This window comes from Nocardia sp. NPDC003726, from assembly GCF_053586955.1.
The window spans coordinates 372973-393999 of sequence record NZ_JBSFNF010000003.1; the positions used below are offsets into that span (position 1 = coordinate 372973).

The 21027-nt window shown below is 70.0% G+C and carries 16 protein-coding genes; 11 read left to right on the forward strand and 5 right to left on the reverse strand.

The genetic code is table 11. The features are described from left to right. Position 1 precedes the first annotated feature (1 nt). Both ACWDMM_RS06525 and ACWDMM_RS06530 read left to right on the forward strand, forming a co-directional pair. Positions 2-1399, forward strand: a complete 1398-nt coding sequence (locus ACWDMM_RS06525) for a DUF2252 domain-containing protein (RefSeq protein WP_195078989.1) — start codon at positions 2-4, stop codon at positions 1397-1399. A 115-nt stretch (positions 1400-1514) separates the two neighbouring features. Continuing rightward, on the forward strand, positions 1515-2411 hold the full coding sequence (locus ACWDMM_RS06530) for a nuclease-related domain-containing protein (RefSeq protein WP_195078988.1): 897 nt from the start codon (positions 1515-1517) through the stop codon (positions 2409-2411). Positions 2412-2442: 31 nt separating this feature from the next. Here the strand turns inward: ACWDMM_RS06530 and ACWDMM_RS06535 are convergent, their stop codons facing one another. After that, the gene (locus ACWDMM_RS06535) at positions 2443-4395 is read right to left on the reverse strand and encodes an acyl-CoA dehydrogenase family protein (RefSeq protein WP_449936320.1); all 1953 of its coding nucleotides are present in this window, start codon (positions 4393-4395) and stop codon (positions 2443-2445) included. A gap of 102 nt (positions 4396-4497) precedes the next feature. On the opposite strand from ACWDMM_RS06535, the gene ACWDMM_RS06540 reads away from it, so the two are divergent. Genes ACWDMM_RS06540 through ACWDMM_RS06550 form a run of 3 tightly spaced genes read left to right on the forward strand, consistent with a single transcriptional unit; the run spans position 4498 to position 7714 of the window. Beyond that, a complete protein-coding gene (locus ACWDMM_RS06540) occupies positions 4498-5151 on the forward strand; it encodes a TetR family transcriptional regulator (RefSeq protein ID WP_449936323.1) in 654 nt (217 codons plus the stop codon). After that, the gene (locus tag ACWDMM_RS06545; protein WP_195078986.1) at positions 5151-6083 is read left to right on the forward strand and encodes an ABC transporter ATP-binding protein; all 933 of its coding nucleotides are present in this window, start codon (positions 5151-5153) and stop codon (positions 6081-6083) included. The genes ACWDMM_RS06540 and ACWDMM_RS06545 overlap by 1 nt, the downstream gene beginning before the upstream one ends. Next, positions 6080-7714, forward strand: a complete 1635-nt coding sequence (locus ACWDMM_RS06550; RefSeq protein WP_449936327.1) for an ABC transporter permease — start codon at positions 6080-6082, stop codon at positions 7712-7714. Before ACWDMM_RS06545 ends, ACWDMM_RS06550 begins: the two co-directional genes overlap by 4 nt. A 469-nt stretch (positions 7715-8183) precedes the next feature. Here ACWDMM_RS06550 and ACWDMM_RS06555 read toward each other — a convergent pair whose 3' ends face one another. Beyond that, positions 8184-9038 carry an LLM class F420-dependent oxidoreductase gene (locus ACWDMM_RS06555; protein ID WP_449936370.1) on the reverse strand — a complete coding sequence of 285 codons (855 nt, stop codon included), beginning with the start codon at positions 9036-9038 and terminating at the stop codon, positions 8184-8186. 138 nt (positions 9039-9176) lie between these two features. Here ACWDMM_RS06555 and ACWDMM_RS06560 point away from each other — a divergent pair, with 138 nt between their 5' ends. From ACWDMM_RS06560 to ACWDMM_RS06575, 4 genes are all read left to right on the forward strand, one after another. Further along, the gene (locus tag ACWDMM_RS06560) at positions 9177-10697 is read left to right on the forward strand and encodes a threonine/serine exporter family protein (RefSeq protein WP_195078984.1); all 1521 of its coding nucleotides are present in this window, start codon (positions 9177-9179) and stop codon (positions 10695-10697) included. Between the two features lie 105 nt (positions 10698-10802). Beyond that, positions 10803-11459 (forward strand): biliverdin-producing heme oxygenase, encoded by a 657-nt coding sequence (locus ACWDMM_RS06565; RefSeq protein ID WP_357208813.1) that lies wholly within the window; start codon positions 10803-10805, stop codon positions 11457-11459. A gap of 84 nt (positions 11460-11543) precedes the next feature. After that, positions 11544-13247 (forward strand): bifunctional metallophosphatase/5'-nucleotidase, encoded by a 1704-nt coding sequence (locus ACWDMM_RS06570; RefSeq protein ID WP_449936330.1) that lies wholly within the window; start codon positions 11544-11546, stop codon positions 13245-13247. Positions 13248-13548: 301 nt separating this feature from the next. Next, on the forward strand, positions 13549-15573 hold the full coding sequence (locus ACWDMM_RS06575; protein WP_449936333.1) for an SDR family oxidoreductase: 2025 nt from the start codon (positions 13549-13551) through the stop codon (positions 15571-15573). Positions 15574-15633: 60 nt separating this feature from the next. Here ACWDMM_RS06575 and ACWDMM_RS06580 read toward each other — a convergent pair whose 3' ends face one another. Further along, positions 15634-16290: a cutinase family protein gene (locus tag ACWDMM_RS06580; RefSeq protein WP_195078980.1), complete on the reverse strand. Its 657-nt coding sequence runs from the start codon at positions 16288-16290 to the stop codon at positions 15634-15636. Positions 16291-16437: 147 nt separating this feature from the next. Next, positions 16438-17442: a zinc-binding alcohol dehydrogenase family protein gene (locus ACWDMM_RS06585; RefSeq protein WP_449936373.1), complete on the reverse strand. Its 1005-nt coding sequence runs from the start codon at positions 17440-17442 to the stop codon at positions 16438-16440. 196 nt (positions 17443-17638) lie between these two features. On the opposite strand from ACWDMM_RS06585, the gene ACWDMM_RS06590 reads away from it, so the two are divergent. Then, entirely contained in the window at positions 17639-18277 is a 639-nt protein-coding gene (locus ACWDMM_RS06590; RefSeq protein WP_195078979.1) for a TetR/AcrR family transcriptional regulator, read from the forward strand. Next, positions 18274-19953, forward strand: a complete 1680-nt coding sequence (locus ACWDMM_RS06595; protein WP_195078978.1) for an FAD-binding dehydrogenase — start codon at positions 18274-18276, stop codon at positions 19951-19953. The genes ACWDMM_RS06590 and ACWDMM_RS06595 overlap by 4 nt, the downstream gene beginning before the upstream one ends. A 5-nt stretch (positions 19954-19958) precedes the next feature. Here the strand turns inward: ACWDMM_RS06595 and ACWDMM_RS06600 are convergent, their stop codons facing one another. Beyond that, positions 19959-20855 (reverse strand): expansin EXLX1 family cellulose-binding protein, encoded by an 897-nt coding sequence (locus ACWDMM_RS06600; RefSeq protein WP_195078977.1) that lies wholly within the window; start codon positions 20853-20855, stop codon positions 19959-19961. Positions 20856-21027: the final 172 nt, after the last annotated feature.

The following is a 21027-nucleotide window of genomic DNA, read 5'->3' on the forward strand; positions in this document are numbered from 1 at the left end:
CGTGTCAGACAGTGGTATCGACCTGCGCTCCTATGTTCCCGCCGCGGAGGTGCGCGCTCGGGGACACGCGCTGCGTCAGCGGGTTCCGGTCATCGCGCGGGACCGGGAGGCCACCGGAGCCCGGCGTCCCAGCGTGCTCGACTTCGTCGCGGCGAGCAACGCGGGCCGGCTGCCGCATCTGATCCCGCTGCGGATCGGGCGGATGATCGCCTCGCCGTTCACCTTCTACCGGGGTGCGGCGGGCTTGATGGCGGCCGATCTGGCGGGTGGCCCGGACAGCGGTCTCACCGCCCAGCTCTGCGGTGACGCGCACCCGGCGAATTTCGGCCTGTACGGCACCGCGCGCGGCGAGATCATCATGGACATCAACGATTTCGACGAGACCGTGCCCGGCCCGTGGGAATGGGACCTGGAGCGCCTTGCGGCCGGTCTGGTGCTGGCCGGCCGCGAGGCAGGCGCCGACGAGGACGAGTGCCGCACCGCGGCGCGCGACGCCGCCCGTTCCTACCGCCTGGCCGTGGCGGAGCTGGCCGCGATGCCGTTCATGACGTCCTGGTGCGCGCTGCCCGACGAGTCGGTGCTGGCCAGGGCCAAGGCCGACGACCTGCTCGACGACTTCGAGAAGGCGGCGAAGAAGGCCCGCAAGAACACCAGCGCCAAGGTGGTGGCCAAGTGGACCGAGCACCTCGAGGATCACCGGACCGGCATCCGCAAGCACCGCTTCGTCAGCGATCCTCCGATTCTCACCGCGGTGGACGAGCGCGTCGCGGAGGCGGTGATCGGCGGGCTGGAGCGTTACGCCGACACCCTGCCCGAATCGCGGCGCAATCTGCTGGCCCGCTTCGCGGTGTCCGACATCGCCTTCCGGATCGTCGGGACCGGCAGCGTCGGCCTGCACAGTTACCTGGCGCTGTTGCACGGCAACGACGGCGAGGCGCTGGTCCTGCAGGTGAAGCAGGCCGCGACGGCGGCGCTCGCCCCGTTCCTGCCGACGCCCGCCGCCCGGCACGAGGGTGAGCGAATCGTGCGGGGCGCCAGGCTCGTTCAATCCGAGTCCGATCTCCTGCTCGGATGGACGTCCCTCGTCCCGGGCGGAGACGGCGCGGAATTGCCGTTCATCGTCCGGCAATTCCGCAACATGAAGGGCAGCATCGATCCCGCCGAGCTGCCCGCGGACGATCTCGACGACTACGGACGGCTGGCGGGCGCGCTGCTGGCCAGGGCCCATTCCCGCTCGTTGGACCCGCGGTTGCTCTCGGGGTATCTGGACGACGACGAGCGCTTCGACGACGCGGTGGCCGCGTTCGCGGTGCGCTATGCCGACCGCACCGAAGCCGACCATGCCGAACTGACCGAGGCCGTGCGAGCGGGCCGGATCGACGCCGAGGAGCCGGAGTAGCCCGGCCACCGCGCTTCGCGCCCGACACGCCGCCGGGCGGCACTGGCGCGGCGAATCCGTTGCGGCACCTCGTATCCTGTCCACTGTCGAGTGCCGACGTGAAGGGTGGACGCCAATGCTCGTGCGAGTCCAGAACGCCGCAGGCACCAATGCCGAGCGGGCGCTGATCGATTGGCTGCGCACCTGGAAGGACCCCGACAGTCCGCACGGTGTCGCGACCATCACCTGCAGCCTGTTCCACAAGGATCGGCTGCACCAGTTCGATGCCGTGATCTGGACCCCGACCAGTTGCGTGGTGATCGAGGCCGACGCGCTGGTCGCGCGCCAGGACGGCGTGCTCGAGGTCCCGCTGAACGGCGAGTGGACCATCAACGGCGAACCGGTGGCGACGGAGAGCCGCGACCGCCGCACGCCGCTGGACAAGTCGCGCGAGCACACCTTCGCGCTGCAGGAATGGCTGGCCGCCCGCGGCCTCGGGCAGCGGGTGGTGCACGGCGTCGCCCTGCTCGTCCCGATGCCGGGCGCGCAGCTGCAGCTCGAACAGCGGTGGGCCGACCCGAGTTTCGACGTGATCATCGGCGACGATCCGCGGCGGCTGCGGCACTATTTCGACGCGCTCGCCACCGAGGAGAAATTCCTCTGGACGGCCAACGACGTCGCCGTCGCGTTCCGCGGTCTCGGCATCCTGCCCTACCTGCCCGCGCCGCAGGAGTTGCTCAACGAGGGCTTCCTCGGCCCGATCGACATCACGCTCTGGCACGGCGGGCCCAACCAGGCGCAGGCCGAGGCCTACGCGGAGGAACTCGCCCAGGCCGAACGGGAAGCGCAGGCCTCCGGCTTCGTCATCCGGGCGCCCTGGTACAGCCCGTGGAAGCTGTACCCGCGCGAGTCCGGCGACATGGACTTCGGGCGCGCGGTGATGCGCACCGTACTGGCCATCGGCATGGTCGTCGGCTTCGTCTGGGTCGTGTGGTTCCTGGTCACCGCGCTCGCGGCGTACGGACCGGGCTGACCGGCCGCCGGCGAGCGCGGCGGCAGGGCCGCTACGACGACGCCGGCACCGGCTGGTCGCGCTGGAAGACGCTGGCGTCGTCGAGCATGGCCGCGCGCAGCATGGTCTCCGGCACGCCCATGGCCTCCACCAGGGTCAGCGCGTGCGGACGCAGCCGGTCGACCAGTTCGTTCACCCCGCGGCGCACGGTCTTGGCCCGGTCCACCGACATGAACCGGTGCATGATGTACCAGGCCTGGTTCTCCTCGATGGTGGAGTAGACGAACAGGTCGCACATCCAATCGGCGAGTTCGCGCGCGGCCGGATCCTCGATGTCGGAGATTCCTTCGATGAACGCCTCCAGCACCAGCCGGTCGATATGCGCGGCGCCCGCGGCCAGGATGTGGTCCTGGGCGTTGTTGAACGCCTCGAACGGGCCGGTCTCCTCGGCCCTGGCGCGCAGCCGGTGCGCGGCGGTGCGGACCAGGTAGTCCTCACGGTCGGCGAACAATTGCAGCTGCACCACCCGGCGCGACAGGTCGCCCTCGTCGATGGAGTCGTCCCCGCGGTCACGCAGGGTCTGGATCAGTTGACGCACACCGGACCGCTTGCGCACCACGTCACCGGCCATGGTGGCGGCGAAGCGCACCCAGCCCAGCGCGTCCAGGTCGCGCACCTCGTCGGCGTAGGCGGTCAGCAGTTCCTTCGCCACCAACTGGGTCAGCACGACGTTGTCGCCTTCGAAGGTGGTGAAGACATCGGTGTCGGCCTTCAGCGTGACCAGCCGGTTCTCCGTGAGATACCCCGCACCGCCGCACGCCTCGCGGCATTCCTGGATGGCGCGGGTGGCATGCGCGGTCTGCGCGACCTTCAGGCCGGCCGCGCGCTTCTCCAGTGCGCGCTGCGCGCCGGGCTCGAGATTCTGGCCGGTCTGCACCAGGTGCATCCGCCGCACCAGGTCGTTCTGCGCGAACGCGAGCGCGTAGGACTTCGCGACCAATGGCAGCAGGCGGCGCTGATGGCTGCGGTAGTCCAGCAGCACGGTCTCCACCCCGGTGTCGGGGTCGGAGAACTGGCGGCGCTGCAACGCGTAGCGCACCGCGATGCTCAAGGCCACGCGCGCGCCCGCCGCCGCCGCGCCGCCGACACTGACCCGCCCGCGGACCAGCGTGCCGAGCGTGGTGAAGAACCGGCGGCTCGGATTCTCGATCTCCGAGCTGTAGGTGCCGTCCGGCGCGACGTCGGCATAGCGGTTGAGCAGGTTCTCCCGGGGCACGCGCACGTGATCGAAGACGATGCGCCCGTTGTCCACGCCGGGCAAGCCGCCTTTGAGACCGTCGTCGTAGGTGGTCACGCCCGGTAGATCGGCGCCGTTCTCGTCCCGGATCGGCACCAGCAGGCAGTGCACGCCTTTGTTCTCGCCGCGCGTGATGAGCTGCGCGAACACCGCGGCCATCCTGGCGTGTTCGGCCGCGCCGCCGATGTAGTCCTTGCGCGCCGACGGCGTCGGCGAGTGCACCACGAACTCCTCGGTGTCCGGGTCGTAGGTCGCCGTGGTCTCCAGGTTGGCGACGTCGCTGCCGTGCCCGGACTCGGTCATGGCGAAGCAGCCGAGCAGGTCCAGCGAGATCAACCGCTCGATGTACTCCCGGTGCCGTTCGGTGCCGAGGTTCTCCACGGCGCCGCCGAAAAGTCCCCACTGCACACCCGATTTGACCCACAGCGACAGATCCGCGTACGCCAGCATCTCCAGGCCGACCACAGCGGCGCCCGGCTCACTGGTGCCGCCGTTCTCCCTGCGGAAACCGCGTTCGGCGAAACCCATGGTGGAGATCGCCTTCATCTGCTCGAGCACCCGCGCCCGAGCGGCCTTGTAGTCGAGGTAGGGATCGGCGGTGAACTCCTCCCCGGCCAGCAGGGTGCGGGCTTCGTCCCGGACGGCCGCCCATGGGCCGTCGAGTGCCGCGCGAAGGTGGTCCGCCGTCGTTGCCGTGCCGCTAGTCATGTCTCGACGATAGCCCCGTACACGCGCGGCAAACCGTGACGCAGGACAAGTCGGCGCAAGGTCTTGCTCGACCGTTGAACGAGTGTTTAATATACTGAACATGTGTTTAACCAACAGCCCGTTCCGCAAGGATCCGCCGAGGATCTGACCACCGCGGCGCGCATTCGCGATACCGCGATCGAGGTGTTCGGCGAACACGGATTCCAGGTCGGAGTCCGCAAGATCGCCGCAGCCGCCGGCGTCTCCCCCGGTTTGGTCAACCATCACTTCGGTTCCAAGGACGGCCTGCGGGCCGCCTGCGACGATCGGGTGTTGCAGTTGATCCGCGACGAGAAGGTCAAGGCGATCACCGCGTCGTCGGTGAAGGCGGGCATGCTCGATGCCCTGGCCGAGATCGAGTCGTACGCGCCGCTGGTCGCCTACATGGTGCGCAGCCTGCAGGCGGGAGGACCGATGGCGGAATCACTGTTCGAGCACATGGCCGCCGATGCCGAGGGATACATCGAGAAGGCGGTCGAGGCGGGCACGATCAAACCGAGCCGCGATCCGGCGGCACGCGCCCGTTACCTGATGCTGCTCAACGTCGGCGCAACGATGCTGTACATGCAGATGCGCCAGCACCGCGACGAGAAGATCGACTATCGCAAGGCGATTCGCGAGCTCTCCGAAGAACTCACCCCACCAGCCCTGGAGTTCTACACCCAGGGGCTGCTCACCGATTCCACGATCTTGGACACATTCACCAAGGAGAAGTGATGTCCGACATCATCGAAGTCCGCGATCTGCGTAAGACTTTCGGTCACGTCACCGCGCTGGACGGCCTCGACCTCACCGTGGCCGAAGGCGAGATCCACGGCTTCCTCGGCCCCAACGGCGCGGGCAAGTCCACCACCATCCGGGTGCTGCTGGGCATCCTGCGCGCCACGGGCGGGCGAGCCAGGTTGTTCGGCCGCGACCCGTGGGCCGACGCGGTCGCCCTGCACCGCGAATTAGCCTATGTGCCAGGCGATGTCACGCTGTGGCCGTCGCTGTCGGGCGGGGAAACCATCGATCTGCTGTCCCGGATGCGGGGCGGTCTCGACGTGCGGCGGCGCGACGAGCTGATCGAGCGCTTCGATCTCGATCCCCGCAAGAAGGCACGCACCTATTCCAAGGGCAATCGCCAGAAGGTCGCGCTCGTCGCGGCGCTGGCCTCCGACGCGCCGCTGCTGCTGCTCGACGAGCCGACCTCGGGTCTGGACCCGCTGATGGAGCAGGTCTTCCGGGAGTGCGTGCGCGAGGCGCGGGAGCGCGGCGCGACCGTCCTGTTGTCCAGCCACATCCTGTCCGAGGTCGAGGTGCTCTGCGACCGGGTGACCATCATCCGGGCCGGGCGCACGGTGGAGAGCGGGTCGCTGTCGGATCTGCGCCATCTGTCGCGCACGTCGATCACCGCCGAATTGACCGGGGACGCGGGCGATCTGAGCCGCATCCCGGGCGTGGAGGACATCGAACTCGACGACCACACGCTGCGCTGCCAGGTCGACAACGAGCACCTCGGCGAGCTGATCCGGGTGCTCGGCGACGCGGGCGTGCGCAGCCTGACCAGCACGCCGCCCACGCTGGAGGAGCTGTTCCTGCGGCATTACCACGTCGACGGTCACGACGCCGAGTCCGGCGCGGCCACCGGGGAGAAGGTGCGAGCATGACCACCGCCATCGCCGGCCGCGCCGCGGCGGCGCCGGCATTCGGTGTTTCCGGCGACTTCGCGGGCACCGGACGGTTGCTGCGGCTGTATCTGCGGCGCGACCGGATCGTGCTGCCGCTGTGGACGCTGCTGATCGGAGTGATGCCCGCCTTCCAGGTCGTCAGCATCAAGGATCTCTACGACAATCAGGCGTCCCTGGACAGCTTCGCGCGGACCACGGCCGACAGCCCCGCGTTGATCGCCATGTACGGGCCGGTGTTCAGCTCCGCGCTCGGGTCGATCGGCACCTGGAAGGCCGGGGCCATGTACACCATGATCGCCATCGCCACGGTGCTCACGGTGATCCGCCACACCCGCGTCGAGGAGGAGACCGGCCGCGCGGAGCTGGTGGGCGCCACCAGCATCGGCCGCTACGCCGGTCTCACCGCCACCGTGATCATGACCTACGCGGGCGCGGCGCTCGCCGGAGTCGTGTGCGCGCTGTCGCTCTACGGCACCGACCTGCCACTGGGGGGATCGCTTGCCTTCGGCTCCGCCCTCGCGGCGTCGGGCATCGTCTGGGCCGCGGTGGCCGCGGTCGCCGCCCAGGTGAGCTCGGGCGCCAGGGTGGCGCGCGGCGTGGCGTTCGGCGCGCTCGGCGCGGCCTTCGCCCTGCGCGCGGTCGGTGACGCCGGAAACGGCGTGCTGTCCTGGTTGTCCCCCATCGGCTGGTCGCTGCAGATCCGCCCGTACGCCGAGGAACGCTGGTGGGTGCTGCTGCTGTTCGCCGCACTCGCCGTGCTCGCCACCGCCGTCGCCTACGCGTTGCTCGGCAACCGCGACATCGGTTCGGGGCTCATCGCCGAGCGTCCGGGGCCGTCCGCGGCGGCGCCGATCCTGTCCGGCCCGTTCGGGCTCGCCTGGCGGTTGCAGCGCGGCACCCTGCTGGCGTGGACGATCGGCTTCGCCCTCTACGGCCTGCTCATCGGCGGCGCGGTGAACAGCGTCGGCGACATGCTCGACGGCAGCGCGTCCATCCGCGACATGGTCACCAGGATGGGCGGCTCACAGCAGTTGCAGCAGTCCTTCATCACCTACGCGATCACGATGCTCGCCGCGGCCGCGTCCGCCTATTCGATCTCCGCCGCCCTGCGGTTGCACGACGAGGAGACCAGCGCCAGGGTCGAGGCCACGCTGTCGGGCGCCGTCGGGCGCGTCCGCTACGCGCTGAGCCACATCGGCTTCGCGCTGCTCGGCCCCGCCGCGGCACTGCTGGTCTCCGGCGTCGCGATCGGCATCGTCTACGGCGGCACCGGCGGCGACCTAGGCACGAAACTCGGCCAGTCGCTGGCCGCCGCCGCGGTGCAGGTGCCCGCCGTGTGGGTGGTCACGGGGATCGCGGTCGCGCTCTACGGCGTCGCACCGCGGTTCGCGCCGGTCGCGTGGGGCGTGCTCAGCGCCATGGTGGTGATCTTCTTCGTCGGCTCGCTCGACGGCCTGCCGCACTGGATGCTGGATCTCGTGCCGTTCGTCCACCCGCCGAAGGTGCCCGGCTCCGAATTCCAGGCTCAGCCGCTGCTGTGGCTGCTCGCGCTCGCCGCGACGCTGCTCGCCGTAGGCATCACCGCCTTCCGCCGCCGCGACCTGCGCTGACAGGTCCGGCTCGTGGCCCGCGCGAATCCGCTTCGCGCGGGCCGCTTCCGTCCGGATGCGGTTCGACTCGACGCGCGGCGCGATGGTCCGCCACGATCCCGACGACGAGATCTTAATGTTCCGCACGGGGTGACGCAGCGCGGCATCGACGCCAGCGATCGGGTTCACGTGCTGGATACGCGCGCAGTTCACCTGCGCGGGCGCGGGCCACCGGAAACCTGCACCGACGCTCACGGCGGTTGCGCACCGAGCCGTCCTCGACGCGGGCACGTTCGCGTCGCTGCCGACGCCAGGGCGGTCGAGCTGCGTGACGCGACGGGACAGGTCGTGCTGCCCATGGCGTTCGAGCTTTCAGCGCGACACGGGCCCAGCCCCCACGATGAGCGACCCGGGCCGCACCCTCACAGTCACGCCGGTGGGCGCGCCCCGAGCGCCTCAACCAGTCCGTCGGCGAGGATGCGCCGGCGTGTCACCCGACGGGCTCGATCCCCAGCTTCCCCGCCAGGCGGGTGAGATAGGCCCGCACATCCTCCGCGGAACGGTCGGGCAGTCCGAAAACCGCTTCCGTGACCCCGGATCCGGCCCAGCGCGCCAGTTGCGCGGCGTCGTGCCGCCCGGCCAGCGCCACGACCTCGGGGCTGTCGGCGCGTTCTTGCTCGCGCCATACCCGGTGCAGCAGAGCGATCTTCTGGTCCAGGTCGTCCTCGGTGGGTGTGGTGATCCATCCGTCGGCGTGCTTCGCCAGCCAGGTGAAGTTCTTCTCGGTGCCCGCCGCGCCGAGCAGGACGGGAATGCGCTTCTGCACCGGCTTCGGCCAGGACCAGCTCGCGCCGAAGGTGACGAACTCGCCGTCGAAGCGGGCCTCCTCTTCGGTCCACAGCGCGCGCATCGCCTCCAGGTGCTCCCGCAGCACCGTCCTGCGCTTGCCCGCCGGCACGCCGTGGTGGGCCAGTTCGTCGGTGTTCCAGCCGAATCCGACACCGAGGCTGACCCGGCCGCCGGAGAGATGATCCAGCGAGGCGATGGTCTTGGCCAACGTGATCGGATGGTGTTCGGCGGGCAGCGCCACCGCGGTGGACAATCCGATGCGCTCGGTCACCGAAGCGGCGGTGCCCAGCGCGACCCACGGGTCCAGGGTCCGCAGATAGCGGTCGTCCGGCAGGCTCGCGTCGCCGGTGCGCGGGTGCGCCGCGGCACGGACCACCGGGATGTGGGTGTGCTCGGGCACATAGAACGTGTCGAATCCGGCACGCTCGGCGGCCACCGCCGCGTCCGCGGGGGTGATGCCCCGATCGCTGGTGAACAACACGATTCCGTACCGCACCGTACGCGCTCCCATCGCCGAAATTAGAACAAGTTCTACCATGGATCGCCGGGGGCACCAAGGGGCCGGGCACAACCGGCGCGCCCGCCGCGACCCGCACGGATGCCGAGAAGTCATCCGATGACTAGGTTCGCCTCCATGAGTCCTGACGCAACTTCCGTAGGCGATCCCACCACCGAACGGGTGGATCACTTCGGCTGGCGTCGCGGGCTTCGCCTGCGGCGCGCCCGGCCGATTCCGGTCGTCACCCAGGCCGTCGGCCTGCTGGTCGCGGACCGGCAGGCGACCGCGGACACCATCGTCACCGCGCCGACGCCGTTGCAGCCGATCGACCTCACCGACGACGCCAGGGTCGCCGAGGTCCTCGACCTCGCGGTCCGGGTCGGCGAAGTGGTGCTGGCCTCAGGCACCGGCGTGGTGGACACCACCACGACGGTGCGGTTCATCGCCGCCACCTACGGGCTGTCCCGTTGCAGCATCGACGTCACCTACGACGCCATCCGCATCTGGGCCGACCGCGGCCCCGCGCTGCCCCCGGCCAGCACGATGCGGATCGTGCACTACCGCGCCCTGGATTTCACCCGGCTCGCCGCCGTGGACCGGCTCACCCGCCGGATTCGCAACGAGGTGGTCCCGCCGCAGCAGGCCCGCGCCGCACTGGACGCGATCACCTCGGCGCCACACCCGTATCACCGGTGGACGGCCACCGCGGCGTGGTCGCTGATGGCGGCGGCGATCGCGGCGCTGCTCGGCGCGGGCGCCCTCGTGGCCGCGGTCAGTTTCGCGACCACCGCGGCGATCGACCGCGCCAATCGCGTCCTCAATCGCTACGGGCTGCCGTTCTTCTTCCAGCACATGGTGGGCGGGGCCATCGCGGCGATCCCGGCCATCGTGCTGGCGAGCCTGGCCGCGCGCCTGCGGATCGACGTCGACCCGACCCTGATCATCGCGGCCGGAATCACCGTGTTGCTCAGTGGATTGCAGCTGGTCGGCTCGGTGCAGGACGCGATAACCGGCGCGCCGATCACCGCAACGGCCCGCATGCTGGAGGTGATGATGATGACCGGCGGCATCATCGCGGGCATCGCGCTCACCCTGCGCATCGCCGATCTCCTCGACGCCACCGTGCCGCCGGTCTATCTGACCTCCTCCCGCGACCTCACCGACCTGCCGGTGAAGATCCTGGCCGGTGCGGTGGCCGCCCTGGCGTTCGCGCTCGCCTGCTACGCCGAACGACGGGCGCTGGCCGCAGCGGCGGGCAGCGGCGCCGCTGGCATCATCTGCTTCCTCGCCATCCAGGAGGCGGGTTTCGGCCCCGTCATCTCCTCCGGCGTCGCGGCGACGCTGGTCGGCCTGGCCGGTGGCCTGATGGCCCGCCGCGCGCTGACACCGCCGCTGGTCGTCGCCGTCGCGGGCATCACTCCGCTGCTTCCCGGCCTCAAGGTCTACCGCGGGCTCTACGCGCTGCTCAACGACGAACTGCTGATCGGGGGCAATCAGCTGCTGTCGGCCTTCGGCATCGGCTGCGCGCTCGCGGCGGGCGTCACCCTCGGCGAATGGTGCGACCGCACCGTGCGCAGACCGCGGATACTGCGCCGGTTCGGCTCGCTGCGCCGCCCGATCGTGCGGCGCCGCCGCCGTTCGGCGCCCGCGCAGTGAGCCGCGAGGCGCATGCGCGCCGAACGCCCGCCCGGTAACCTCATATCGAACTGGTCAGGGCGCCGCGATCGGGCGGCGCCCCGGTGTGAGGTGAGGTGTTCGGACATGTCGGAAGCAGTGCCGTTCTCGACGCAGATCCGCACCGCCACCGCGCAACAGCATGCGGAGGCGGAGAACTCCCGCTTCATGAGCGACATGCTCGGCGGATCGCTCGGCGTCGACTCGTATCACCGCTACACCGGTCAGCTCTGGTTCATCTATCGCGCGCTCGAACAGCGGTGGGCCACGCTGGCCGACGACCCGGTGGCCGGGCCGTTCATCCGGCCCGAGCTGGCCCGCACCGCCGAACTCGAGCGCGACCTCACGCATCTGCTCGGTCCCGGCTGGCGAACCGGCCTGGAACCGTTGCCGGCCACCGCCGCCTACGCCGAACGCATCGACGAGTGCGCGCGCGAGTGGCCCGCCGGGTACATCGCCCATCACTACACCCGTTATCTCGGCGACCTGTCCGGTGGGCAGGTCATCCGCGGCACCGCGGAGAAGCTGTGGAACCTGCCCCATCGCGGCGACGGAGTCCGCTTCTACGTCTTCGACGGCGTGGGTAATCCGGCGGCGTTCAAGCGGGAATACCGCGGCCTGCTCGACCAGCTGGACCTCGACGACCTGGAACGCCGCCGCGTGCTCGACGAGGGCAAGCGCGCTTTCGCGATGAACACCGCGGTCTTCGAGGAACTCGCCGAACAGTTCCCGGCCGCGCAGTAGCCGGACCGGCACGGCGCATCCCCCTGTGCCGCGCCGCATTTCGGCCGTCGTGCGCGAACGCCGCCGCCGTGGGACAGTCATGGTATGAGAGCGCGCCGTCGCATCGCCGTGATTCTTGCCGGTCTCGCCGGCGCCGGTCTGGTAGGGGGTTGCGGCACGACGTCCGATCCCGGCAGCGGTCCCGGCCCGTCGACGGTCGCCGGGATCGTGCCCCTGATCTCGACGAACGACCTGCGCGGGGCGCAACCGGACGAGGTGCACCTGTTCGGCTTCAACGACCTGCACGGGAATCTGCAGCCGCCGAGCGGATCCAACGGCAAGATCGCGCACTACGAGGCGGGCGGAGCCGCGTACCTCGCCACCCATCTCGCCCGGCTGAAGGCGGCGTATCCGTCCAGCGCCGTGCTGGCGGCCGGGGACAACATCGGGGCCAGTCCGCTGATCTCCAGCCTGTTCCACGACGAGCCGACGATCGACTTCCTCGATCACGTGGGAGTGGCCGCGTCCGCGGTCGGCAATCACGAATTCGACGACGGCGTACTGGAATTGGCGCGCTTGCAGCGCGGCGGGTGCGCCTACGACGGATGTTCTCCCGGCGCCCCGTTCACCGGCGCGAAGTTTCCCTATCTGGCGGCGAACGTCACCGACGCGCAGGGCAACCTGCCGCCCGCGCTGCGTCCGTGGACCATGCTGGAGGTGGGCGGCCACCGCATCGGCGTAGTCGGCACGGTCACGCCCGAAACCGCGAGTATCGTGCTGCCCGAAGGGATCCGGGGCTTCCACTTCGGCGACGAAGCCGCCGCGATCAACCGCTACGTGCCGGAGCTGAAGGCGGCGGGCGCCGAGGCGATCGTGGCGCTGGTGCACGACGGCGGTTCCCAGCGGCCAGAGCGGGACGCGGCGCTGGACTACAACGGTTGCGCGAACGTCACGCCGAACGTCACGGGACTGGCCGAGCGCATCGACCCCGCGGTCCGGGCGGTCTTCACCGCGCACAGCCACCAGCCCTACGTGTGCACCATCGGCGGCAAGGTGATCACCCAGGCGGCCTCGTACGGGCGGCTCATCACCGATGTCACGCTGCGTTTCGGCAGCGACGGCGTGCACGCCTCGGCGGTCAACCGCGTGGTCACCCGCGAGGTGACGCCCGACGCGGAGACCACCGCGCTGATCGATTTCTACACCGAACAGTCGCGCCCGCGCGCGGGCCGCGTGGTCGGCGCGACCGCGACCACTCTCCCGCACGATCCGGCGCCTGCGGGCACCTCACCACTGGGCGATGTGATCGCCGATTCCATGCTGTCGGTCACGGCGGGTCCGGCCGCCGCCGTCGCCGCCTTCATGAACCCCGGCGGCGTGCGCGCGGACCTGAAGCAGGGACCGGTCACTTACGGCGACCTCTTCACCGTCCAACCGTTCGGCAACCAGGTCGTCACGCTCACGCTGACCGGCAGCCAGCTCCTGCGCCTGCTGGAACAGCAGTGGAACGACTCCGGCAGAGCGACGATCCTCTCTCCGGCGGGGATCGGCTACGCCTACTCCGCCACCGCCCCCGCGGGCGCGAAGGTGATCGCGGACAGCGTCCGCATCGCGGGCCGGCCGCTCGACCCGGTCGCCACCTATCGCATCACGACCAACAACTTCCTGGCCTCGGGGGGCGACGGATTCACCGTCTTCACCGAGGGCACCGATACCGCGGTGGGCCCGACCGACCTGGACGCCCTCGAGACGTTCCTGCGCGACAAGCCTCCACTGCAGACGCCGCCCGCCCGCGTCGAGAAGAAGTAGCGGCACCGGACGCCATCTATTTGCTGGACACTCGACCAGAATCCGGGTAACTGGAAATCTTTGTAACACATACCGTTTGACCTGCGCAGACGGGTGATCAGTCCCACATGGTGAACGGCTCATGATCGCTTGCCGGGGTCGAGAGCGGTGGATTACTCTTCAGTAATAAGTCAGGACGAAGGTGTTCCTACTTTCGGCCCGACGTCTGTCGCTGGGGGCCGAATCACGCTGTCCGCATCCATTGCCGCATGCCGGATGACTTGTGCGACAACAAGGTTCGAGTGAACAGCAGGAGAGTGCGATGGCCACTTACATCGTGACGGGCGGAACCGGATTCCTCGGCAGGCGGGTTGTGCAAGACCTGCTCGACCACGACGCGGAAGCGATCGTCCACGTGCTGGTGCGCGAGACGTCGCTGGGGAAGTTCACCGATATCGCCTCGGGCTGGCGCGGCGCCGAACGGGTCTACGCCCTGATCGGCGATCTCACCGCCGAAGGACTCGGCTTGGCGTGCGAGGCGCCGCAGGCCGACCACATCGTTCACCTCGGCGCCGTCTACGACATGACGGCCGACGAGGACACCGCGCACGCCGCGAACGTCACCGGCACGCGTTCGGTGCTGGCCCTGGCCACCGAACTGGGCGCGGTGCTGCACCACGTGTCCTCCGTGGCGGTGGCGGGCGACCACAAGGGCAAGTTCTTCGAGGAGGACTTCGACCTCGGGCAGCAGCTGACCTCGCCGTACCACCGCACCAAGTTCGCCGCCGAGAAGCTGGTCCGCGAGTCGCGCGGGGTGCGCTGGCGGGTCTATCGGCCCGCGATCATCGTGGGCGATTCCCGCACCGGCGAGATGGACAAGATCGACGGCCCCTACTACTTCTTCGGCGCGATCGCGCGGCTGGCCACGCTGCCGTCCGATCTGCCGTTGCCGCTGCCCGATCTCGGCGCGACCAATATCGTTCCGGTCGATTACGTTTCGGCCGCCATGGGGGAACTGATCCGCCGCCCCGGCCTGGACGGACGGACCTTCCACCTGGTCAACCCGGAACCGCAGCCGTTCGCGGAGGTGTACCGCGCGCTCGCCGCGGCGGCGGGCGCCCCGACCGGCCTGGGCACGGTGCCCGGCAGCGGCTTGGCCCTCAGCGGCCTCGCACACATCCCCGGCGTCACCACCGTGCGCGATTTCCTGCTCGAACAGGTGGGCATCCCCGCCGAAGTCGCTCCGCACACCTCGTTCTCCGCGGAGTTCATCAGCGACTCCACCCGCGCCCAGCTGCGCGGCGCCGGTCTGACCGTGCCGTCGTTCGACAGCTACGCCGAGCGGTTGTGGCAGTACTGGCGCGATCACCTCGACCCGCAGCGCGGCCGCGTGTCGGTCACCGGCGACCCGCTCGCCGGACGGATCGTGCTCATCACCGGCGCGTCCTCCGGGATCGGTCTTGCCACCGCGCACGCGGTCGCCCGGCGCGGCGCCACGGTCCTCATGGTCGCGCGCGGGCACGACGACCTCGCGGCCGCCGCCGAGGCGGTGCGCGCGGAAGGCGGTGTCGCGCATACCTATCCGTGCGACATCACCGACTCCGAAGCGGTCGAGAAGCTGGTGCAGTGCGTCCTCGACGACCACGGCCACGTCGACTACCTGGTGAACAACGCGGGCCGCTCGATCCGCCGCTCCGTGCTCAATTCCACCGACCGGATGCACGATTTCGAGCGCACCATGGCGGTGAACTACTTCGGCGCCGTGCGGTTGATCCTCGGACTGCTGCCGTCGATGCGGGCGCGCCGCTTCGGGCACGTGGTCAACATCTCCTCGATCGCGGTGCAGACCAAGGTGCCCCGGTTCGCCGCCTACGTGGCGAGCAAGTCGGCGCTGGACAACTTCAGCGAGATCGCGGCGGTGGAGAACCGGGATGCCGGGATCACGTTCACCTCGGTGCGGATGCCGCTGGTGCGGACCCCGATGATCGCGCCGACCGACCTGTACCGCGCGCTTCCGGTGCCGGATCCGGATCAGGCCGCCGCGATCGTGGTGCGCGCGCTCGAGGACCGGCCGCATCGCATCGACACGCCGGTCGGCACCTTCGCCCAGGCGGTCGAATTGCTGATGCCGTCGGTGAAGCGGCAGATCATGCACCAGGGTTTCCGGTTGTTCGGGGAGTCCCGCGCGGCGCGCGGCGACTCGCACGACCGTCCGGCCGAGTCGTCGCCCGCCACCGAGGCGTCCGGCGGCCCGCTGTCCGCGCTGGCTCCGGTGATCATGCCGCTCATGGCGCTGCCAAGGCCCGCGGCGCGCGTCGCGCGGGTCGTTCCGGGTCTGCAGTGGTAGCCGCGCACAGCTGAGGGTGGGGCCGGGTTCGAACCGGTCCCACCCTGTCGTTCCGGGATGTCACACCCGGTCCACCGCGAACGCCACGGCGGGCCGCATGGCCCACCGGTAGTCCGTGTGCGCAGCCGGACGGATGCCGCCTTCACACACCGGATCGCCGCTCGCGCAGTAGTTTCCGGTCCGCCAGGCGTATGGGTCCGGCACGTTCCAGCCGATCAGCCGGATCGGGTCGCCGAACAGCAGCACCGCGGCCACCCGGGATTCCAGATCCGCGGGCAGTGTGTGGATGCCACCGAGCACCGTCACGATGCCGGTGCCGAGCACCCCGTGGGTGACGACGGCGCCTTGCGAGAAGCCGACCAGGATGAACCGCTGGTCGGGGCACCTCGCCGCCTGCCAGATCACGTGAGCGGTCATGTCCTGGGTGCCGCGGCTGATGGAGGACGGGTCGAGCAGGTCGGCGGGGTAGTCCACCCGATAGGCCTGCGAATCGATCGGAAGCGTCTGCCACAGTGCGTCGTAGAGCGGGTCGCCCACCACCGAACCCAGATATCCGGGTTCATGGGTGCCTCTCGCGACGACGACGTCGACCGCCGCGCAGGACGCCGCCCATGCGTGCATGCCCGTCGCGGCCCCGAACGCCGCTGCGAGCAGTAGCACGGCGAATGCCCTTGCCACACGCCACTTCTCGAACTGGATTACCTTCCGGTTGGCCATCGTGCTCACCTACTCACGCCGTTGTGAGACAGCCGAGCGACACTTGTCAGTGACAATTACTCGGCTATATCCGCGAAGGTAGGAACGGCTTCGCCGGTCGTCAAGCAACTCCATCCGACCGATACGGAGTCAGCGCCGAATCGTGTTCTACGGGACGAGAACTGCCGCTCCGGCGAATCGTCCGCGCGCGAGGTCGGCGAGCGCCCGATCGGCCATGTCCAGGGAATACCCGTGCGTGGTGAGATGTATCCGGTGTTCGCCCGCGAAAGCCAGGAATTCGCGAGCGTCCGCGCGGGTATTCGCGGTCACCGAGCGAATCTCCCGTTCCTGGAACAGATGCCGCTGGTAGTTCAATGCGGGAATGTCACTGAGATGGATACCGGCGACGGCGAGGACTCCGCCCCGATCGAGCGCCGCGAGCGCGGGCGGCACCAGTTCACCGACGGGCGCGAACAGGATCGCCGAATCCAGCGGCACCGGAGGGGGATCCGCCGCCCCCTGCACGGAGGCCGCACCCAGCGCGGCGGCCAGCTCCCGCGCCGCCGGGTCCCTGGTCATCACGTGCACCTGCGCTCCGCGTGCGGCGGCCACCTGAACGGCGATGTGGGCGCTGCCGCCGAAACCGTAGATGCCCAGCCGCCCACCCGGCGGCACCGCGGCCCGTAGCAGCGCGCGGTACCCGATGATGCCCGCGCACAACAGCGGAGCGGTGTCGGCGTCGGAGTACCCGGCGGGCAGGCGCAGTGCGTATGCCGCTGGTACACAAGCAAATTCGGCGTAACCGCCGTCGGCATCCCAGCCGGTGTAGGCCGAATGCGGACAGAGGTTCTCCGCTCCGCGCAGGCAGAACTTGCACTCCCCGCACGTGTGCCGCAGCCAGGCGATGCCCACCCGGTCCCCCACCGCGAAGCCCTCCCCCTCCGCGGCCGGCCCGAGCGCGGCCACCTCGCCGACGACCTCGTGCCCCGGCACCACCCCGGGGCGGTGCACCGGAAGGTCGCCTTCGGCCACATGCAAGTCGGTCCGGCACACTCCGCAGGCCAGCACACGCACCAGCAGCTCCCCGGGACCGGGTTCGGGGACGGGTGCGCGCTGCGCGTCCAGCGGCCCGCTCTCGATCGCACCGGGCCTGCGCACCCGCCAGCAGCGCATCGCGGGCGCATCGCTGCGAACTTCGCTCATCGGATCACCTCGCACCGATCGGATCGACACGGATGGGGCACCCCGGCGGTAGCCAGCGCCGGAATCACCCTACTCGGGAAATACGGCACGCAGCCCGACGACCTCTGATACATTCCTGTATCGAGTACATTCCTGTATCCAATGCACCCGAACGAGGAGGTGCCCGATGACGTCCGACGCCGCGCAGGCCGCGCCGGCCCGGGTCACCCGCCGCCGCGCCGAAACCAGGAACCGGCTGCTCACCGCCGCCTACGAGGCGTTCGCCGAGGAGGGCTTCGGCCGCGCCACCGTGGAGCGGGTGTGTGAGCGCGCCGGATTCACCCGCGGAGCGTTCTACTCGAACTTCAGCTCGCTGGACGAGTTGTTCCTGGCCATGTGGGAGCAGCGCTCCACGGCGATGCTCACGCAGGCGAGCGCCATCCTGGACGAGATCGCGGCCGAGGGCACCGACGACATCCGCGCCGCGGTCCAGCGGCTGGAACGCGCGGTGCCGGTCGATGAGGGCTGGTACCGGATCACGGCCGAATTCACCGCGCACGCCCTGCGCACCCCCGCGCTGCGCCGAGTGATGGCCGCACGCGAGGAGGCCATCGTCGCCGCCCTCATGCCGACGATCGTCGCTGCGCTCGCCCGCGGCGGCCGCATCGTGCCCGATCCGGAGGCATTCGGGCAAGCGCTCATCGCCGTGCACGACGGCACCAGCGTGCAGGTGCTGATGGAGCCGGACAACCAGGCCGTGCGCGAGCGCCGCACCGAACTCTTCCACCACGTCGTGCTGGCCTACAGCACCGCAACCGAAGGATGAACATGTCCCACAGCAGCCCCGAAGTGGACGTCCTCGTCGTCGGCGCCGGGCTGGCCGGCCTGGTCGCCACGCACGAACTGGTCAAGGCCGGCCGCACGGTGCACGTGCTGGACCAGGAGAACCGCAACAATCTCGGCGGCCAGGCGTTCTGGTCGCTGGGCGGGCTCTTCTTCGTCGACAGCCCGGAGCAGCGGCGTCTCGGCATCGAGGACTCCTACGAGCTGGCCCTGCAGGACTGGCTCGGCTCGGCCGGGTTCGACCGCGACGACGAGGACAAATGGGCCCGGCAGTGGGCGCAGGCGTACGTGCGGTTCGCCGCCACCGAGAAGCGGGACTATCTGCGCGAACTCGGCCTGCGCGTGACGCCGCTGGTCGGCTGGGCCGAACGCGGCGGCGCGGGCGCCGACGGGCACGGCAACTCGGTGCCGCGCTTCCACCTCACCTGGGGCACCGGCCCGGAGGTGGTGCGGGTCTTCGCCGAGCCGGTGCTCGAGGGCGAGCGGCGCGGGCTGGTCCGCTTCGGTTTCCGCCACCGGGTGGACGAATTGATCGTCGAGGACGGCGCGGTGATCGGCGTGCGCGGCGCCGTGCTGGAGGACACCGATCTGGAACGCGGCCGCGCCTCGTCCAGGACCGAAGTCGGCGGGTTCGAGTTGCGCGCCAAGGCCGTGATCGTGGCTTCCGGCGGAATCGGCCACAACCACGAGCTGATCCGGCGCAACTGGCCCACCGAGCGACTGGGCCCGTGCCCGGAGACCATGATCTCCGGCGTGCCCGCGCACGTCGACGGCCGGATGCTCGCCATCACCGAGGCCGCTGGCGGCGCCATCGTCAACCGGGATCGCATGTGGCACTACACCGAGGGCATCGTCAACTGGGACCCGATCTGGCCCGACCACGCCATCCGGATCATCCCCGGGCCGTCCTCGCTGTGGTTCGACGCCAACGGCAAGCGCCTGCCCGCGCCGTGTTTTCCCGGATTCGATACGAACACGACCATGAAGGAGATCCTGAAGACGGGTTACGACTACTCCTGGTTCGTGCTCACCCAGTCGATCATCGAGAAGGAGTTCGCGCTGTCGGGCTCCGAGCAGAACCCGGACATCACCGGCAAGGACCTCAAGCTCACCCTGAAGAGCCGCGTCGCCAAGGGCGCGCCGGGCCCGGTGGAGGCGTTCAAGCGGCACGGTGCCGATTTCGTCGTCGCGGACACGCTGCGCGAGCTGGTCGAGGGCATGAACAAGATCGCGCGCGGACCCCAGCTCGACTACGACGACCTGGAACGCCAGATCATCGCGCGCGACCGGGAACTGGCGAACAAATACGGCAAGGACAGCCAGCTCATGGCGATCGCCAACGCGCGCCGGTACCTCGGCGACCGGGCGGGCCGGGTCGCCAAACCCCACCGCATCCTCGATCCCGCCGCGGGCCCGCTGATCGCCGTGCGGCTCAACATCCTCACCCGCAAGACTTTGGGCGGCCTGCAGACGGACCTGGATTCGCAGGTGGTCCGGCCGGACGGCACGGTGTTCCCCGGCCTGTACGCCGCGGGTGAGGTCGCCGGATTCGGCGGCGGCGGGGTGCACGGCTACAACGCGCTCGAGGGCACCTTTCTCGGGGGGTGCATCTTCTCCGGCCGGGCCGCAGGGCGCGCGCTCGCCGCGAAACTGGCCTGATCGGCCTATCGCCGGCAGCCGGACGCGACCGTGACGGGCCCCGTCGCGGTCGCGAGCGACGGCGACGACGCGAAAGACGGCGCGCCCGAATAGAGCCGGGTACCCGCCGGATACCGGCCCGGTTCCACCACCACCTCGGCGATCTCGGCCTCGTTACCGAAGACGTCCGTCACGCGCGCGGTGAACGGGCCGGGGCCAGCACCGGAGATGGTCCAATAGTTGTCCCCTCGGCGGGTGAGCTGTCGCCACGGGCCGCCATCGGCTGGGCGAACAGCCGCTTCGCGCAACGGATTCCCGGTGCCGCCGAACAGGATGCCGAACCAGGACGCGGAGGAATCCGGTTGTACCTCGTAGGTCAACTCCTGCGCCGGTTGCGGGTCGCGGACCAAGCGGTAGCCGACCCGCGCCACGCCGTCGCGCGGATCGGCGATCCGCTCGAACGCCGCCGCGCTCAGATCCAGTTGCCCCGGAGCGCATGCCGGGCAGTGGTCGACCACCATCGCCCGGACCGACCCGCGTGGACCCGCGATGTCCAGATAGGCCCCGCAGAGGTCGGCGCGCCCGTAGCCGGGAGTGGACAGCCCGGCATAGTAGCCGTCGGGCGGCAGCGCACGGAACGAGCACGAGACTTGTCTGCCGAACACGTAGTAGCGCGCCTCGGCGGACATATCCGGCCCGATCGGCGCGAAAGTCACCGCGGACACCGGGAATCGGGACGGTGCGGACACCTCGTCGAGCGGACGCGCGGCGCCGCAGGTCGGCGCCGACGGCCGCACCAGCCAGACGACCACCGCGAGGGTGGCCAGCGCTCCTGCGGCAAACCATAGCCATTCGGCACGGAATGGCCGCTCCTGGATCGGTACCCGGTGCATCGCTCCCCCGGCTCCGGCTCGGCTGCTCACGGACTTTCCATCCTGACCTCACCAGGAAAGCAGCCCGGCCGCCGCCGCGCACGGCGAACGAAAATTATCCGCAGTGAAAGGCAGGCGATTCAGCAAGTGCGCCGCTAATTCCGGCCATTCCGCTCAGCGACGGCAGCCGCGGATCGGAAATGATCCGGGCGTGGCCCGTGCG

What these genes read in the sequence shown, in the direction of transcription:
- ACWDMM_RS06590 (WP_195078979.1), top strand. Translation starts at nt 17,639, where the DNA reads ATGACGTCCGACGCCGCGCAGGCCGCGCCGGCCCGGGTCACCCGCCGC.
- ACWDMM_RS06595 (WP_195078978.1), top strand. Translation starts at nt 18,274, where the DNA reads ATGAACATGTCCCACAGCAGCCCCGAAGTGGACGTCCTCGTCGTCGGC.
- ACWDMM_RS06580 (WP_195078980.1), bottom strand. Translation starts at nt 16,290, where the DNA reads ATGGCCAACCGGAAGGTAATCCAGTTCGAGAAGTGGCGTGTGGCAAGG.
- ACWDMM_RS06545 (WP_195078986.1), top strand. Translation starts at nt 5,151, where the DNA reads ATGTCCGACATCATCGAAGTCCGCGATCTGCGTAAGACTTTCGGTCAC.
- ACWDMM_RS06565 (WP_357208813.1), top strand. Translation starts at nt 10,803, where the DNA reads ATGTCGGAAGCAGTGCCGTTCTCGACGCAGATCCGCACCGCCACCGCG.
- ACWDMM_RS06530 (WP_195078988.1), top strand. Translation starts at nt 1,515, where the DNA reads ATGCTCGTGCGAGTCCAGAACGCCGCAGGCACCAATGCCGAGCGGGCG.
- ACWDMM_RS06575 (WP_449936333.1), top strand. Translation starts at nt 13,549, where the DNA reads ATGGCCACTTACATCGTGACGGGCGGAACCGGATTCCTCGGCAGGCGG.
- ACWDMM_RS06550 (WP_449936327.1), top strand. Translation starts at nt 6,080, where the DNA reads ATGACCACCGCCATCGCCGGCCGCGCCGCGGCGGCGCCGGCATTCGGT.
- ACWDMM_RS06570 (WP_449936330.1), top strand. Translation starts at nt 11,544, where the DNA reads ATGAGAGCGCGCCGTCGCATCGCCGTGATTCTTGCCGGTCTCGCCGGC.
- ACWDMM_RS06560 (WP_195078984.1), top strand. Translation starts at nt 9,177, where the DNA reads ATGAGTCCTGACGCAACTTCCGTAGGCGATCCCACCACCGAACGGGTG.
- ACWDMM_RS06585 (WP_449936373.1), bottom strand. Translation starts at nt 17,442, where the DNA reads ATGCGCTGCTGGCGGGTGCGCAGGCCCGGTGCGATCGAGAGCGGGCCG.
- ACWDMM_RS06535 (WP_449936320.1), bottom strand. Translation starts at nt 4,395, where the DNA reads ATGACTAGCGGCACGGCAACGACGGCGGACCACCTTCGCGCGGCACTC.